This window comes from Pseudomonas frederiksbergensis (assembly GCF_001874645.1).
In the GTDB taxonomy this organism is placed as follows: domain Bacteria; phylum Pseudomonadota; class Gammaproteobacteria; order Pseudomonadales; family Pseudomonadaceae; genus Aquipseudomonas; species Aquipseudomonas frederiksbergensis_B.
In genome coordinates, this window is record NZ_CP017886.1 from 180,013 (window position 1) to 197,578 (window position 17,566).

Genomic DNA, 17,566 nt, shown 5'->3' on the forward strand with positions numbered 1-17,566 from the left:
GGGATCCTTGAATGCCGTTACGGACTCTGGAAACCTGGCCCCACGGCGCCGTCATGCTGGATGCCGAACACACCCGCTTCGCCTTGTGGGCACCCGATGCGTTTTATGTGAGTGTCGAGCTTGAAGACGGGCAATCACTGCCGATGCTACCCCAGGCGGACGGCTGGTTCGTGATCGAGACCCATTGCCCGGCCGGCACCCGCTATCGCTACAACATCGATGGCGAACGGAACGTGCCGGACCCCGCGTCCCGGGCGCAAGCCGGCAGTCTTACGTCACCCAGCGTGGTGGTTGACCCGCACGCTTACCGTTGGCAGCACTGCTTCTGGCAAGGCCGGCCCTGGCATGAAGCGGTGATCTACGAACTGCATGTGGGTGTGCTGGGCGGTTTTGTCGAGGTCGAAAAACACCTGCCACGGCTGGCCGAACTGGGCGTTACAGCGATCGAACTGATGCCCTTGGCGCAGTTTCCCGGCGAGCGTAATTGGGGCTACGACGGCGTGCTGCCCTACGCGCCACAGTCGTCATACGGTACGCCTGAAGCGCTCAAACATCTGATCGATACCGCCCACGGCTTGGGCGTGGCGGTGATCATCGACGTGGTTTACAACCATTTCGGTCCGGACGGTAATGACCTGAATCACTACGCCAAAGGCTTTTTTCGCGAAGACCTGCACACGCCTTGGGGCGCGGCCATTGATTTCCGGCGTCGCGAGGTGCGCGACTTCTTTATCGACAACGCGTTGATGTGGCTGCTCGAGTACCGTTTCGACGGTTTGCGTCTGGATGCGGTGCACGCCATCGAGGATCCGGATTTCCTCCAGGAACTGGCGGCGCGGATACGCCAGCACATCGATCCACCCCGCCATGTCTGGCTCACCGTGGAAAACGAGCGCAACCAGGCCAGCCTGCTGGAACAGGGCTTCGACGCGCAGTGGAACGACGATGGGCACAATGCGCTGCATGTGCTGTTGACCGGGGAAACCGAGGCCTATTACGCCGACTTCGCCGAGCACCCTACCGAGCAACTGGCCCGTTGCCTGAGCCAGGGCTTCGCCTATCAAGGCCATACCCATCGCCACGGCCATGCCCGAGGTGAGCGCAGTGGGCATTTGCCGCCCAGCGCCTTCGTGCTGTTTCTGCAGAATCACGACCAGATCGGCAACCGTGCCTTTGGCGAGCGCCTTCACCAGTTGACCAAGCCTCAGGCGTTGCACGCTGCGACTGTACTTTTGCTGTTGTCACCGATGATCCCGTTGCTGTTCATGGGCGACGAATACGCCGCTGACCAGCCGTTTCTGTTTTTCACCAACCACCATGGCGAGTTGGCCGAGCGGGTGCGTGAAGGTCGACGCAATGAATTCGCGGCCTTCAGCGCCTTTGCCGATCCGCACACACGCGAGCAGATTCCCGATCCGAATGCTTCGCACACCTTCACTGCATCGTGCCCGACACTGACGTCATCTGAACCGATAACACAGCAAGCGACCCTGAAGCTCTATCGACAATTGCTGCTGATCCGTCATCGAGAAATCACCCCGCGCCTGCCCGGTGCTCACGCGCTAGGCGCCACGGTACTGGCAACAGGCGCGGTGAGTGCGCGTTGGCAGTTGGGCGATGGCAGCCTGCTGTGCATCGACCTGAACCTCAACGCGAAGCCTGTGCCCCATTCGCCACACCCCCATACCCGGCTGCTGTTCGAGTACCCGCAGCAGTCCTTCGAACACCTGCAACAAGGCACCCTCGCCCCCTACTGCGCGCTGGTCAGCCTGACGGCAACGGCTTCCTTACTAACCCCCACTGGAGAGCGTCCATGAGCGATGCGCAACTGGAAATCCTCGCCAGCCGGGCCGGCCTGGCCGTCGACTGGATCGACGCCAACGGCCGCCCACAGAAAGTTGCTCCGGCTGCACTGCGAGCGGTGCTCACCGGGCTTGGCCACCCGGCCGGTAGCGCTCAGGAAATCGACGCCAGCCTGCTGGAGCTGCAACAGAAGCAACAACGCAAACACTTGCCACCCTTGATGACCGTCGACGTCAGCGCCGGGCTCGACCTTGCCCATTACTTCGAGCCTGAAACGCCCTGTGAGATTCATCTGGAAGACGGCGCAATCCTCACTCTGAAACTTGATGCCGACGCGGTGCTGCCGGGATTGATCCCGGTCGGCTATCAGGAGGTCAGCATCGCCGGTCAATGCTTCACCCTCGCTGTGGCCCCCTTGCAGTGCCATAGCGTAGCCGCCGCCGTTAACAACCAGACACCCCGGGCCTGGGGCCTGAGTGTGCAACTGTATTCGTTGCGGCGCCCCGGCGACGGTGGCTTTGGTGACATGCAGGCGCTGGAAAACCTCGCCCGCGTTGCCGGTGAACGCGGCGCCGACGCGTTAGCGATCAGCCCGCTGCACGCGATGTTCAGCAACGATACGCAACGCTACAGCCCCTACTCGCCTTCCAGCCGTTTGTTTCTCAACAGTTTGTACGCCTCGCCCGGGGAGATTCTCGGCGAGCGCGCCCTGCGTCTGGCCATCGACGCCACCGAATTGGCCGACGAACTCAAACAACTGGAAGACCAACCGTTGATTGACTGGCCTGCCGCCGCCAAGGCCAAGCAGCAATTGTTGCAAGCGCTGTATGAAGGGTTCTCGCGGGGCGATCATCCCTTGCACGAGGACTTCAGCAGCTTTCGCCACTGCGGTGGCGAGGCCCTGGAAAACCACTGCCGTTTCGAGGCCCTCCAGCAAGACTGTGCCGCCCGTGGCGAAAGCCTCGACTGGCGCCAGTGGCCTGCGCACTGGCGTAACCCGCGCAGTGCCGAGCTGGCAGCCTTTGCCGAACAAAATGCCGGACGTATCGGTTTCTATGCCTTTTGCCAATGGTTGATCGCCCGCAGCTTGCAACGCGCGCAAACCGTTGCCCGAAGCAGTGGCATGGGCATCGGCCTGATCGCCGACCTGGCCGTTGGCGCGGATGGCGGTGGCAGCCAGGCCTGGGGTCGTCAGGACGAATTGCTCGCCGCCCTCACTGTCGGCGCACCACCAGACATTCTCAATCGCGCGGGTCAAGGCTGGGGGATTTCTGCGTTTTCCCCCGAAGGGCTGATACGTAACGGTTTTCGTGCATTCATCGAGATGCTGCGGGCCAATTTTGCCCATTCGGGCGGCCTGCGTATCGACCATGTCATGGGGTTGCAACGGCTGTGGGTGATCCCCCTTGGCGCGCCGCCGAGTGACGGTGCGTATCTGTATTACCCGGTGGACGACCTGCTGCGCTTGCTGACCCTGGAGTCCCATCGACATCAGGCGATCGTGCTCGGCGAAGACCTCGGCACCGTGCCCGATGGCCTGCGCGACAAACTCATCGCCCGCTCGATCCTCGGTATGCGCGTGCTGCTGTTCGAGCAGGACCACGGTGCGCGCTTCAAACCGATTCTCGATTGGCCGGACAACGCGCTGGCCACCACCAGCACCCATGACCTGCCGACGCTCAACGGTTGGTGGCATGGCCGCGACATCGAATGGAATGCCCGGCTGGGGATCGTCGACGGCCACGGCGAACAGCAATGGCGCGAGCACCGCCAACGCGAGCGCGAAGGTTTGCGTCGGGCCTTGAGCCAGGACCCGCAAAATTTCCGTGAGGAAGCCCACGAGACCGACCAGGTGCTTGACGCCAGCGTGCGTTTTCTGGGTCACACCCGCGCGCCGTTGGTGTTGCTGCCGCTGGAAGATGCGCTGGGTATCGATGAACAGGCCAACCTCCCGGGCACGATCGACAGTCATCCGAACTGGCGTCGGCGTTTTGCCGATGAAAGCGACGTGCTGCTGGACGATGCGGATGCCGCACGACGTCTGGAACTGCTCGCTTGCGCACGCCTTCAGGCGGCCGAGCGTGATCAATGAGTGAGGCGCAAATCTCGTCGGTGCGGGCGACGTTGCGCGTGCAGTTTCATCATGGGTTCACCCTGGATGACGCCGTGCCGCTGGTGCCGTACTTCGCTGCGTTAGGGATCAGCCACCTGTATGCCTCGCCACTGCTACGCGCGCGGGTCGGGTCGATGCACGGCTACGACGTGGTCGACCCGACCCGGGTCAATCCCGAACTGGGGGGTGAAGCAGCCCTGCGGCGCTTGGTCAGCGCGCTGCGCGCGCAGAACATGGGGCTGATTCTGGACATCGTGTCCAACCACATGGCCGTAGGTGGCGCCGACAACCCCTGGTGGCTGGACCTGCTGGAATGGGGCCGACTGAGTCCCTATGGCGAATTTTTCGACATTCAATGGCACTCGCCAGACCCGCTGCTCGAAGGTCAGTTGTTACTGCCGTTTCTGGACAGCGACTACGGCAGCGCCTTACAGGACGGCACGCTGACACTGCTCATCGATCCAGGACGAGGCAGCTTCCATGTCGAACACCACGAGCACCGCTTCCCGATCTGCCCCGCCGATTACGCTGAACTGCTCAAGCCAGACGACTCGCTCGACGCCGAACAGGCACTGCAACTCAAAGCATTGGCCGATCAATTCACCACCCTGCACTACCAGACCGACGCCCATTCCCTTGCGCAACCGCTGCAGCATGCGCTGACACTATTGGCGACTAATCCGGCGATCCTGCGCTGCATCGAGCACAACCTCGGCCTCCACGACTCCCGCCAACCCGAAGGTTTCAGCCGGCTGCACGCGTTGCTCGAACACCAGAGCTATCGCCTGGCCAGTTGGCGCACGGCGGCCGATGACATCAACTGGCGGCGCTTCTTCGACGTCAACGAACTCGCAGGGCTGCGGGTCGAACGCCCGGCCGTGTTCGAGGCTACCCATGCAAAAATTTTCGAGCTGATTGCCGACGGCCTGGTGGATGGTTTGCGTATCGACCACATCGACGGGCTCGCCGACCCGCATGGTTACTGCCGCAAACTCAGACGCCGAGTGAACGCACTGTCGCCGTCGCGACACGTACCGATCTATGTCGAAAAAATCCTCGGCGACGGCGAAGCCCTGCGCGGCGACTGGCAGGTCGACGGCACCACTGGCTATGAGTTCATGAATCAGTTGTCGTTGCTGCAACACGACCCGCAGGGCGAGCAGGTCCTTGGCAAACTGTGGAACCGGCACACCGAGCGGCCCGCCGCCTTCCTCGAAGAAGCGCAGCTGGCGCGTCAGCAGATTCTCAACGGCTCGCTGGCCGGCGACTTCGAAAGTGTCGCGCAGGCCTTGCTGCAAGTAGCCCGCGATGACCTGATGAGCCGAGATATGACCCTCGGTGCAATTCGTCGGGCATTACAGGAACTGATCGTGCATTTCCCGGTATACCGAACGTACACCGGCCCGTGTGGGCGCTCGGCGCAAGACGAGGTGTTTTTTCAGCACGCCCTGAACGGCGCGCGGCAAACCTTGAGCGAAGCCGACTGGCCGGTGCTCGACTATCTGGGGCAGTGGCTGGGCGGGCAGCCTTGGCGTGAGCGCCCGGTGGGCCGTCAACGCAAGATCCTCAAGCATGCGTGCGTGCGCTTTCAGCAGCTGACCTCGCCGGCCGCCGCCAAAGCCGTGGAAGACACCGCGCTCTATCGCTCAGGCGTACTGTTGTCGCGTAACGATGTCGGCTTCAACACCGAACAGTTCAGCGCCCCACTCGCGGACTTCCACGTGGCGTGCAGCCAACGATTCGCCGAGTTTGCGGACAACCTGCTGGCCACCGCCACCCATGACCACAAGCGTGGTGAAGACAGCCGGGCACGTCTGGCGCTGCTCAGCGAACGCAGTGTCTGGTATGCCGAACAGGTCGAAAACTGGCGGAGACAGGCCAGCGCCCTGCGCAGTGTTCCGTCGATGCCCTCGGCCGCTGATGAACTGATTCTCTACCAGACCTTGCTCGCCAGTTGGCCGCTGGAGCTGCATTGCGCTGACCAGCAGTCGCTGACGGCCTACGCCGAACGCCTGGGACAGTGGCAGCAAAAAGCCCTGCGCGAAGCCAAACTCGAGAGCAGTTGGAGCGCGCCGAATGAGCCTTATGAACAGGCCGCACGAACCTTCCTCGAACGCCTTCTGATCAGCCCCGAAGGCCTGCCATTACGCAGTGCCATCGCCGACGTTGCGCAAGCGATTGCCTGCGGCGGCGCGCTCAATGGATTGGCGCAAACCTTGCTGCGCATGACGGTGCCGGGGGTTCCGGATCTGTATCAGGGCAATGAGTTTTGGGACTTCAGCCTGGTGGACCCGGACAATCGACGAGCGGTTGATTTCACCGTCCGCCAGCAAGCGTTGAAAAACCCGGTGGACACTCAACAGTTGCTGCACAACTGGCGTAGCGGGCACATCAAACAGGCGTTGATTGCGCACACGTTGGCGGTACGCGCGCACTACCCGCAGCTGTTTCGGCGGGGCCGTTATCAAGCGTTGCAGGTGGTGGGCAGCCAGGCTGAACGGGTGTTGGCTTTCGCCCGTGAACTCGACGGCCAACGGGCGATTGTACTGGTGCCGGTACGGGTCGCACCGCTGCTGGAAAGCAGTGCCACACCGAAGGTGCCTGCCCTGCTCTGGGGCGACACCCGGGTCAAACTGCCGTTCACCGCCGCCGAAGAAAAGCTGAAGGGACTTTTTACAACAGGTGCAGTCACACACCACAAGGAGTTGCTGATTAGCGCCGCGCTGGGAGACTTCCCGGTCAATCTGTTTATCCAGACTTGAGTTCAACTCAGGAGCATTGCGATGAGTACCGATGACAAACGCGTTCGTGAATTTGCCTATCAGATCTGGGAATCCGAGGGAAAACCCGAAGGCCAGGAGGCGCGCCACTGGGAGATGGCCTGCAAACTGGCAGAAGCCGAAGCCTTGGCCCCGACCAAGCCTGCCCAGGCCGCCAAAACCAATAGCGGCAAAACAGCAGCCAGCAAGCCCACGGCGGCCAAACCCAACGTCAAAGCAAAACCCGCCGCAGCCGCCAAGGTCGTGCCGCCACCCGGTGAAAAACCTGTGGCGGCGAAAAAGCCTCGAGCACCGCGCAAGCCGGCCAGTTGAGGGTGCCAATCCTGATTGACCACGTGGCGAGCAGGCTCGCCACTTCGGGGTGGCTCGGCCTTGAGAAACCCGCAATGCCGGCGCCAACACCCAAGCCCGATTGCAGGAGCAATGATGACCACGCCAAAAAAAGCCGCGCCAGAACCTCACGTCGAGGCCTCGCGAATCCGTGAAGGCTTGCCCTTTCCGCTCGGTGCGACCTGGGATGGTCTGGGGGTCAACTTCGCGATATTTTCGGCTAACGCCACCAAGGTCGAACTGTGTGTGTTCGACGATGCCGGTGAAGTCGAACTTGAACGTATCGAGCTTCCGGAATACACCGACGAAATCTTTCACGGTTATTTGCCGGACGCCCATCCGGGGTTGATCTATGGCTACCGGGTGTATGGGCCTTACGACCCGCAAAACGGTCACCGCTTCAACCACCACAAATTGTTGATCGACCCCTACGCCAAGCAATTGGTGGGGCAATTGAAGTGGTCCGAAGCCTTGTTCGGTTACACCATCGGCCACCCCGACGCCGACCTCAGTTTCGATGAGCGCGACAGCGCGCCCTTCGTGCCCAAGTGCAAGGTCATCGACCCCGCGCACACCTGGGGGCACGATCATCGGGTCAGTGTGCCGTGGGATCGAACGATCATTTATGAGACTCACGTACGCGGCATCAGTATGCGTCATCCGTCCGTCCCGGAAGCCGTCCGCGGGACCTTCGCCGGGCTGATGGTCGATGACCTGCTGGAACATATCCGCACACTTGGCGTGTCGTCAGTGGAGCTGATGCCGATACACGCGTTCGTCAATGACCAGCACCTGTTGCACAAGGGCATGACCAACTACTGGGGTTACAACAGCCTCGCCTTCTTCGCCCCCGATCCGCGTTACCTGGCCAGTGGCAAGATCGCCGAGTTCAAGGAAATGGTCGCGCACCTGCACGAAGCCAACCTCGAAGTGATTCTGGACGTGGTCTACAACCACACCGCCGAGGGCAATGAACAAGGCCCGACCCTGTCGATGCGCGGCATCGACAATGTGTCCTACTACCGCGTGATGCCGGACGACAAGCGTTTCTATATCAACGACTCCGGGACTGGCAACACATTGGACCTGAGCCACCCGTGCGTGCTGCAAATGGTCACCGATTCGCTGCGTTACTGGGCCTCGGAAATGCACGTCGACGGTTTCCGCTTTGACCTGGCGACCATCCTCGGACGTTATCACGACGGTTTCGACGAGCGTCACAGCTTCCTCGTTGCCTGCCGCCAGGACCCTATTCTGCGTCAGGTGAAAATGATCGCCGAACCTTGGGACATTGGCCCCGGTGGCTATCAGGTCGGCCGTTTTCCGCCGGGCTGGGTCGAGTGGAATGATCGATTCCGCGACACAGTACGCGCGTTCTGGAAAGGCGATGACGGCCAACTCGCCGACTTCGCCGCGCGCATGACCGCATCGGGTGAGATGTTCAATCAGCGCGGGCGTCGGCCCTACGCCTCAATGAACTTCGTCACTGCCCATGACGGCTTCACCATGAATGACCTGGTCTCTTACAACGACAAGCACAACGAAGCCAACGACGAAAACAATCAGGATGGCAGCAATAACAACCTGTCCTGGAATCACGGCGTTGAAGGCCCTACCGACGATCCCGAGATCAATGCGCTGCGCCAGCGGCAGATGCGTAATTTCTTCGCCACCCTGTTGCTGGCCCAAGGCACACCGATGCTGGTGGCCGGTGACGAATTTGCCCGAACCCAGCACGGCAATAACAACGCCTACTGTCAGGACAGCGAAATTGGCTGGGTCAACTGGAACCTGAGCGAAGACGGCAAGGCCTTGCTCAAATTCGTCAAACGCCTGATCAAGCTGCGCCTGACCTATCCGGTTCTGCGGCGCGGACGTTTTCTGGTGGGCAATGACAACGAGGACATTGGCGTCAAGGACGTCACCTGGCTGGCGCCGGACGGCAGCGAAATGTCCACCGAACAATGGCACGACGGCCACGGGCGGTGCCTGGGCATGTTGCTCGATGGTCGCGCCCAGGAAACCGGAATCCGCCGTAAAGGCGCCGACGCCACCTTGCTGTTGGTGGTTAACGCCCACCACGACATTGTCAATTTTCTTCTGCCAGAAGTGCCTGACGGTGGTTTCTGGAGCTGCATGCTCGACACCAACCAGCCATCGATTCGGGGTCAGGAGCGGTTCGACTTCAGTCACGAATATTCGGTGACCGGACGCTCGTTGCTGTTGTTTGAGTTACAACATGAGGAGGAAGACTGATACGCAATTGCCCCCTCATCGGCAGCGTTTGAGCAATCTACGTCACAAAAACGCTCGTTAAGGAGGTGACGGGGGCGACGAATGATGATGTATGAGCAATACTCTGCTCGCAGCAATCCAGGGTTTGGAGCGCTGTGCCCGCCGATCATCCGGCCGCAAGGGGTCTGCGCCGGTGTGTTCAGCCAGCCGTAATACGTGTGACGGCAAACCAGAACAAGGACGTATCGCCATGAAATCCACTATCCTCGTCGACAGTAGTTTGCCTGTGCAGATCTGGAACACTGCCCGGCAACTGGACAACGTTCCAGTCATCAGCACCTCTACGCTGATCCCCGCCGGTGCTCGTGCCGTGGTGATCGCCCCGCACCCGGGGGATGAAGTGGTGACCTGTGGCGGCCTGTTGCAGTTGCTCGCCACCCTCGGCCATCCCCTGCAATTGATCTCGATTACCGACGGCAGTGCCAGTCATCCGGGCTCCAACCTGTGGTCGGAGAAGCGCCTGAGCGTGTTTCGCCCTCAGGAAAGCGTCGAAGCCCTGCGCCGCCTCGGTTTGCCCATGCACAGCCTGAAATGGATCCGCGGCGGTTTTACCGACAATGGGCTGGCCGAGCGTGAACTGCAGCTGACGCACTTCATCGCACGTTACCTGCGCCCGGGTGATGTGGTGTTCACCACCTGGAGCGAGGACGGCATCATCGACCATGACACGGTAGGCCGGGCCACCGCAAAAGCCGCGCTCATGGTGGGAGCGAGTTTCAATGAAGTACCGGTCTGGGCCTGGCACTGGCCCGCACGCGATCAGGGGCTGATTCCCTGGCACCGCGCCCGCAAGCTTCGCCTCGACACCTGGACCGTCGCGCGCAAGTGTCACGCCACCCATGCCTACGCCAGCCAGCTGGACGGTGAACCGGAGATCGGCATCGCGCCGAAGCTGCCCAGGGCTATCCTGACGCGGATGCGTCAACCCTATGAAATCGTTTTTGTATGACGGCGAGCTGCATTGCGTGCCCGACGTGCCAGGGTACGCCGAAGTACACGCAATCTGTGTCCATATGAGTCTGCTGGAAAGTCATCGCCAATTGCAGCTGGCCCTACTCTGTCAATTGATCGAGTCGCTGCCAGATGACGCCGCCGTGATCATCGCTGGCGGTTGAAGTGCATTTTTAATGGTTCTCCTCGGGCTTGTTGCTGAACTCCTCGGTTTCTTCTTATCACTGCAAACGATTCAGATTTCCGAGTGAACCACCTCTTTAAGCACGCCTTCTCCCCTGAAAAAGCAGACTTTCCTGAAAGAAATTTCCGAAATAACCAAACAACAACATGAGTGCTTGAAATTTCAAACGCCAAAAAATATACATACACCTACACAGCACCAGATCCAAAATCACAAGCAGCCATTTAAAGGCCCGAGGCATTATGAAAAATGCGATATCGCCTACAAGAAATGAAAATTTTTCCGAATGGTACCAACAAGTCATCAATCAAGCTGAACTTGCTGAAAACTCCCCCGTTAGAGGTTGCATGGTCATCCGCCCTTGGGGCTATGGAATCTGGGAACAGATTCAGCGAGAACTTGATCAAAAATTCAAAGATTCAGGGCATGCGAACGCCTATTTTCCACTTTTGATCCCGTTATCTTTCCTTCAAAAGGAAGCAGAGCATGTAGATGGTTTTGCCAAAGAGTGCGCTGTTGTAACCCATCATCGACTCGAACAATCAGCTAATGGAAAATTAATCCCTGCCGGTGAGCTGGAAGAACCACTCATCATAAGACCCACCAGTGAAACAGTTATCGGCGCCTCGTTCTCAAGGTGGGTGCAAAGCTACCGAGACTTACCCCTGCTTATCAATCAGTGGGCCAATGTACTCCGCTGGGAAATGCGTCCAAGGATCTTCCTCAGAACGTCGGAGTTCCTGTGGCAGGAAGGTCATACCGTTCATGCGTCCAAAGCAGAGGCCCTGGACGAGACATTGAAGATGCTCGATATCTATGAACGTTTCACCATCGACTATCTGGCCATACCGGTTATCAAGGGTGAAAAGTGTTCATGGGAGCGATTCCCTGGCGCTGTAAACACCTACACCATTGAAGCGATGATGCAGGACGGCAAAGCTTTGCAGGCCGGAACCTCGCATTTTCTGGGTCAAAACTTCGCCCAGGCCTCGGACATTCGTTTCGTCAATAAGGACGGGATCAAGGAGCTTGCCTGGACGACCTCATGGGGCGTTTCCACACGATTGATTGGTGCCATGATCATGGCCCACGGAGATGACGACGGACTGGTAATACCGCCGTTGGTAGCACCAACACAGGTCATCATCGTTCCGATAGTCCGCAACGAACAGGATGCCGAGGCTATTTATGCTTACTGTGATGATCTGAAAAAGAAAATTTCACGCAAAAAAATAAAAGGCCAGTACCTTAGAATCAGCATTGATAAACGCGAAATGAATAGCGGCGAAAAAAAGTGGTATCACATAAAACGAGGCGTGCCTGTTCGGGTTGAAGTCGGAATAAAGGAACTCGAACAAAATATGGTCTCTTATTCTTGCAGAGACAACACCAAAAGCATTTTGAAAATTGACTCGGGCGCTTTTATCAAAGAAATTCAGCGCACACTACTCACTATTCAGAAATCAATGCTCAACAGTGCAAAATCAAAACTTTCCGCTCACACCAAAACAGTGACCAGCCTCAAAGACTTCAAGAGCGCCTTCCAGCGAAAAGATAAATTGAATGCGTTCATTCTGGCGCCTTTCATTGAGGATAAAGAAGTTGAAAAGGCCATTGGAGAGTTCGGCGTAACAGTCCGCTGCATCCCCTTGATTCAACCCAAGGCTACAGCAACCTGTTTATTCACTGGAAAGCCAACCAACACGTGGGCTCTTTACGCGAAATCATATTAATCCTTGATCATGACCAGCCCCTCCTGAAAGGGGCTGTTTTTTTCAGACAACTCTTATTGAGCCAGCTTGCCGCCTTCTACATAAAAAATCAGCCCCCCCACCAGAAGCAAAACCATCAAATACAAAAGAAAATAGAGCGGATTCAAGCCCGCAAGGATGAAACCGCATACCACTGGCGTCGAGGCCGCTCCAAGGTAGGTCAGGTTTTGCGAGCTGTAATACGCCCCTTTCATCCCGGCCGGCGCAAGACGGGTGATGTAAAAAAATTCCAGGGGCTGAATGATAATTTCCCCCACAGTAAAAATAGCAGTGAAGAAGATCCAGGCGTAGAGGGTCTGGGAAAAAGCGAAGCCGATCAGTCCGACTACGAATGCCAGAATGCATCCGGCGATCCAGACTCTGAATCGTTCAGCGGCGACCCTTCGACCGATCAGATACTGCAGCAGTATCGAAGTCAGGGCATTCGTGACAAATACAACGTTGATGATCTCGTACATCTGGGCGGTAGAGTGGGTCGTGATCAGATACTGGCCCACATAAATATGAAACTGCCCAAACACACCTGCCAACAGAACACTGGCAATTGTGAATTTCAACAGGTTGCGATCCTTGGCCATGATTGCCAGAGAACCGAACACGCCTTCACCTTCGACGTTTTCCTGTTCGACCACACGTGGCATTGTGAAGGGACTGGCGGCCACTAGGACAAAAAACAACGCTGATACGCTGCAAAACAATAACGGCGAAACGCCTTGCCGATTAAGCCAAAGCCCGACCAAGGGCCCCAACGCATAGGCAGTGTTAGTGAGAGTGTACTTGAGCGATAGCACCGACGAGGTTTCCTGCGGGGGAAACAACCTAGCGATGCACATGCGTACCGAAGTTTCCAGCGTGAGATATGCAAAGTTGAGTAACAGACAAAGCACAAAAACCAGGGTCAGCGAGTTGAACAAAAATAGGCTCATGTACACCGTCGACTGAATGATCGATGACGTGAGCATCAGTGCTTTGATGCTCAGTTTGTCGAGCACCGCACCGAACAACAGGCTGATCAAGGAACTCAAGAGAATAAAGCCGCCGACAAAAAGCCCGATCTCATCGACTGGAAGTGCAAACTTTTCCTTTAAAAAAATCAAAAAATAAGAAAGGAAGGCGGCCCTCGCCAGCGTCGGAAAGAAAGACAGTGGTACAACGATTGCCGAACCACTGAACAGCGAGCTTGTTCGGATGGTCTTAAATACGGCCATAGACAACACGCGTTCTGTAATTGAGCGTGACTTCGCCGTTTTGCTGGTGTTCCCAATGTAAGGTATTCAAGGCGTTACTGGCCGCCACATACTCGGGTGTCCCAGGCTGTGACGCATACGAACATGACATGGTTCTTTCGAGCAGTCCCGATGCGCTCAACCGCTGGCAGTTGTGGAAAGTCCGCTCCTGAAAGGGCCCGCTGAAAAACTGCCGAATCTTGTCCTCCAACGCATCGTCGATTTGCAATGTCTCCGCATATCGGTCGAAGGCACCGCTCAACAGACGCTCGTAGGCGACATGAAACCCATCGCAATCCGGGCTTCGAATATTCCAGACGAGAAATACTGGATTATCGGTGGCCAGCACCCGCTTGAATTCGAGCCTGGTATTGTTCGGCTCGAACCAATGAAAAGATTGCCCGCATATCAGCGCAGCCACACTGCGGTCCCGGACATTCAAGTGCTCTGCTGAACCCTGATGATAGATCGCACTCTGTTGCCCTTCGTGGCGCTTGGCCTTGACCAGCATTTGTGCGTCGGGCTCGACCCCGATCACAGGCATGCCCGTTGTCGCCAATTGCCGGGTCAGTATCCCTGTTCCAGACCCCACATCAAGAACGGGTAATGCCAGCGACATATCCAGCTGACTCTTGATGAAATCGACGGCCTCTTGCGGATAGGAAGGTCTCGCACTGTCATAGATTTCGGATTTGTTCACATAGGCTGTGGCTAAGGAGTTTGCCAATTTGCGGGTCCTCGGAATTAGTGTTCAAGCCGGCTGTAGTCATCCAGCAAGCGCGAAAACAAGGCAATGAAATCCCTGGCATAAGCAAAGGCAGGCCTCGGTTCTTCAATGCGATGCAGGTCGTCGACAATGATCGAAAAAACAATTTTCACTTCACCTCCCCGCGCCAGATAACCTACATTGTTGTAGTTGCGATAACCGATGCCATGTTTGTCGCCAACCTGCTCTATATCGGTCAACCAACCCCTGATGGCGGTTGTGTCCTGCTGCCCGCGCATTATGTGCAGGCCAAACTCACACAACGCCTTGCTTATGAAATGCCCGTCGTGGGGCAACCGGTTTTTTGTGCCATTGACGAGTATCGACAAGGCCGTCACCAGATCCAATGCGGTGGTGGTATTGACTGCATTCAATGCATGATCAACAGCCAATGCCTGACTCGGCACAGCAGACAAATGCCAGGTTCCGGATAGTCCCAAGACACTCGACAAGGCGTTAAGGCGATCAAGACCGACCATTTCCACAAGATAGAATGTGGCAATGTTGTCGCTCAGCCCCATCATTAACTTAAGCAACTCTGCAACCGTGAACGCTCGCGGACTATCCAGTAACCAAAGACCACCGCAGGTTTGATGACCCGCCCTCTCCTTATCCACAAGGATGCTGTCACTCAGGGCAAACTCCCCGCGCTCGATCAGCAAGAGCACCGTGACCAAAATGTACAGCTTTCGGGTACTTGAGGAGGGACTGCGAGCACGGCACTTGAAATCATGATGGGTACCGCAAACGACATCGCGTACATACCAGCGATATGAACAGGCCTGCTCGCGTTTTGCCCATTCAATCATTCGTTGCCCGATGGCCTGAAGGGACGGATAACCACCGTCACCCATTACGCGCAGCACTTCGTAGTCAGTCCACATTTAACGCAAACTCCTTCAGCTTCTCACCCACCAGCCTCGCGACCAATGCCGTTTGGGATCGGATAAAAAAATGATCCCCTTCGATGACCGATACCTGGCATTGCCGGTTGGTATGACTCATCCACCCCGGATAATCTTCGAACAGGTTAGTCACCTTGTCCCGGCTACCCAGCAACAAGTTGATAGCTGCGTCAATTGGAGTCTCGGTGCTCTTCGATAGATCGATGGCCAGGAGAAAGTCGGCCCTGATCATTGGCAGGGCCGCCTCCATCAATCCCGGATTGGACATAAGTTCCGGTGGAGTCCCCCCCAGTTCTTCGAGTACACGAAGCAGTATTTCATCACTCAGATCCTGCTCCCGGATACTCATTGCCCGGGCAAATCGTTCTGGTGCCAAGCATCCGCTGACAAACAATCTTGCAGCCTTTAGCCCGAGGGTTTGCTCAAGTGCCCACTGAAATTCAAAGGCAATACGCGCCCCTAGGCTATGACCGAAAAGTGCAAATGGCGGCACACACAACCTTGCGTAGTGGCTCAGCAGGTAGTCGATCAGGGAGTCGCGCGTCACCAGTGCTGGTGTATCCACCGCCCGTCCTCGCCCAGGAATGTCGACCGGAATAACCTTTATGTGTGGGAGCAAACGGCGCCAGCGCGAGTAGAACCCTGCACTACCGCCAGCGTACGAGAAGCACAGTAGAGACAACGGCTCATTGGCCATGAGTTGTCCTCGCCATGTCCAGCAATTGCCCCAAGTGAACGACCATACGACGCCCCCAGCCTTCAACCTCAACGGTCGAAAAACGTTGGGTGTGGAACCAGAAGTTGAAGCGCAAATCATCAGCGTTGATTTCCACCACCAAATGCAACCCCGGTACCCGCCGCATGTCTTCGACATTTGCGCCAGATAGCAAATCACCCGACACCGGGCCGAGGATCTCCACACCTTCGATCTGCACCTTTCCGGGGGAATCGGCGGTTTGGCGATAGTTGAGAAAGTTGATCCCAAGGTCCGAGAAGTAGGAGTCTTGCGCCATCCCTGAAAAAGCCGATACTTCGCCGATCAACATTGACGGATGCATGAGTGGATAGCCCTGTATGGCCTCCAATGTGCGCGCGACCATCGAGATTCCGCTCAACCAGTCGTGATGCACGGTGATTGGCACGGGCAACGGCGAGGTGAAGGGGCCGATGACGTTGTTGAATTCGCTCAAGCCCCTGCTGCTATTGATCGCGCTGATAATCAACTGATCGCAACCGATGACTTCGGCCATGGTCGTGGCGTAGACATACAAAATCGCATTGAAGACGCTGAACCCTTGCCGCTTTGCCAACTCAACCAGGGCACGGTTAGCACCCGGAACTTCGACGCTGTGTCGGGACGACGAACAGGCGGTCGTCAATGTGAAACCCGGATGCGCGGGCAACACCGTGGTGCTTTCGAATGCGTTGTAAAGCCCCTTGAAGAAACCCGCATCGGTTGGCCACTGTTGGTTCAGGTATTGCTGCTGACGTCGCGCATAATCGACATAGCTAAGCTCGCTCTCGATCCGAGTCAATGGTTCATTGGCAGCAAGGTAATGCAAACAATCTCCCAATCGATCGAAGAGCAAGGTCAGTGATTTACCATCGAACTCCAGGTGCTGAACGCCCAGCAGCGCAATAAAGAAAGGTTCGCCAATATCGATAAAATGGATAGCCCAGGTGACGTTATCCGCTGGCTTGGACAGATCTCGCGCCATTACCCGAACACGATCCCCAATCTGCTTCGCCTTGTCCAAGGGTGTTAGTGACGACAGGTCCGTACATAACGCTCCAAAATCAGCGAGTACCTGCGCTGTTGTTCTGACCGTTGGCCGCCCATTGGGGAAAAAGGTCCTCAACAATCGATGCTCGTCCACAACCTGGGCCAACGCTTTTCGACAGTGCTCTGTATTGAGCGGACAGTGGATCAGATACGGAATGATGCGCAGGCCGTAATCCTTGCCGATAAGCGAAATCCACCTCGTCTGTTGCAACGAAACAGCTATGTCCTGCGCACACGTATCAGCACGGTTGTTGACGTCGCGATTCATATCACGCCACACCGACGTGTTGACGTGGGATGCGAGGGTGGCATGGAGTTCACTCAATGCCAGCATCGAATAAAAGCTCTTGAGGGTGCAATGCATACCCAATTGCGCAAGGAGTGCATTCTTGAGCTGCACCAGTGCCAAGGAGTCGAATCCTAGTGCCCTGAAATCGACATCCTTGATCAAGTCGTAGCGGCCGCGGGTCGACACCTCCAGACCGACAAGGTCATCGACCGTCGTTGCGAGCCAGGTCTCGAGGATGCCGGCAACCTGGGTTTCGTCGGAACAACCGAGTATGCGTGCCGAAACACTGACCGCCTGCGCCCTGTCGTCGCCCGTATCATGAGTCGTCAGCCGTTCAAGCAAACGTGCCATGACCGGGTTTCTTTTGCG

The 17,566-nt window shown here is 57.3% G+C and carries 12 protein-coding genes and 1 pseudogene; 8 read left to right on the top strand and 5 right to left on the bottom strand.

The window, feature by feature from the left end:
* Positions 1–11: 11 nt before the first annotated feature.
* From treZ to proS, 8 genes and pseudogenes are all read left to right on the top strand, one after another.
* On the top strand, positions 12–1,817 hold the full coding sequence (treZ, locus tag BLL42_RS00845) for a malto-oligosyltrehalose trehalohydrolase (RefSeq protein ID WP_071550288.1): 1,806 nt from the start codon (positions 12–14) through the stop codon (positions 1,815–1,817).
* On the top strand, positions 1,814–3,895 hold the full coding sequence (gene malQ, locus BLL42_RS00850) for a 4-alpha-glucanotransferase (protein WP_071550289.1): 2,082 nt from the start codon (positions 1,814–1,816) through the stop codon (positions 3,893–3,895). Before treZ ends, malQ begins: the two co-directional genes overlap by 4 nt.
* Positions 3,892–6,678 carry a malto-oligosyltrehalose synthase gene (locus BLL42_RS00855; protein WP_071550290.1) on the top strand — a complete coding sequence of 929 codons (2,787 nt, stop codon included), beginning with the start codon at positions 3,892–3,894 and terminating at the stop codon, positions 6,676–6,678. The genes malQ and BLL42_RS00855 overlap by 4 nt, the downstream gene beginning before the upstream one ends.
* 21 nt (positions 6,679–6,699) lie before the next feature.
* Positions 6,700–7,008, top strand: coding sequence for a DUF2934 domain-containing protein (locus BLL42_RS00860; protein WP_071550291.1), 309 nt, complete (start codon positions 6,700–6,702; stop codon positions 7,006–7,008).
* Positions 7,009–7,122: 114 nt separating this feature from the next.
* Positions 7,123–9,282, top strand: coding sequence for a glycogen debranching protein GlgX (gene glgX, locus BLL42_RS00865; protein WP_071550292.1), 2,160 nt, complete (start codon positions 7,123–7,125; stop codon positions 9,280–9,282).
* A gap of 229 nt (positions 9,283–9,511) precedes the next feature.
* Positions 9,512–10,270, top strand: a complete 759-nt coding sequence (locus BLL42_RS00870; RefSeq protein ID WP_071550293.1) for a PIG-L deacetylase family protein — start codon at positions 9,512–9,514, stop codon at positions 10,268–10,270.
* A 1-nt stretch (position 10,271) separates the two neighbouring features.
* Positions 10,272–10,430: pseudogene (locus BLL42_RS29440) on the top strand (endonuclease/exonuclease/phosphatase family protein); the annotation flags it as partial.
* Between the two features lie 268 nt (positions 10,431–10,698).
* The gene (gene proS, locus BLL42_RS00875; RefSeq protein WP_071550294.1) at positions 10,699–12,189 is read left to right on the top strand and encodes a proline--tRNA ligase; all 1,491 of its coding nucleotides are present in this window, start codon (positions 10,699–10,701) and stop codon (positions 12,187–12,189) included.
* A 53-nt stretch (positions 12,190–12,242) separates the two neighbouring features.
* Here proS and BLL42_RS00880 read toward each other — a convergent pair whose 3' ends face one another.
* The 5 genes from BLL42_RS00880 to BLL42_RS00900 are packed head-to-tail and all read right to left on the bottom strand — an operon-like array spanning position 12,243 to position 17,548.
* On the bottom strand, positions 12,243–13,436 hold the full coding sequence (locus tag BLL42_RS00880) for an MFS transporter (RefSeq protein ID WP_071550295.1): 1,194 nt from the start codon (positions 13,434–13,436) through the stop codon (positions 12,243–12,245).
* Entirely contained in the window at positions 13,423–14,181 is a 759-nt protein-coding gene (locus tag BLL42_RS00885) for a class I SAM-dependent methyltransferase (protein ID WP_071550296.1), read from the bottom strand. The genes BLL42_RS00880 and BLL42_RS00885 overlap by 14 nt, the downstream gene beginning before the upstream one ends.
* A 17-nt stretch (positions 14,182–14,198) precedes the next feature.
* Entirely contained in the window at positions 14,199–15,104 is a 906-nt protein-coding gene (locus BLL42_RS00890) for a serine hydrolase (protein ID WP_071550297.1), read from the bottom strand.
* On the bottom strand, positions 15,094–15,822 hold the full coding sequence (locus tag BLL42_RS00895; protein ID WP_071550298.1) for a thioesterase II family protein: 729 nt from the start codon (positions 15,820–15,822) through the stop codon (positions 15,094–15,096). The genes BLL42_RS00890 and BLL42_RS00895 overlap by 11 nt, the downstream gene beginning before the upstream one ends.
* Complete coding sequence (locus tag BLL42_RS00900; protein WP_071550299.1) at positions 15,812–17,548, bottom strand: condensation domain-containing protein; 1,737 nt, start codon at positions 17,546–17,548, stop codon at positions 15,812–15,814. Before BLL42_RS00900 ends, BLL42_RS00895 begins: the two co-directional genes overlap by 11 nt.
* Positions 17,549–17,566: the final 18 nt, after the last annotated feature.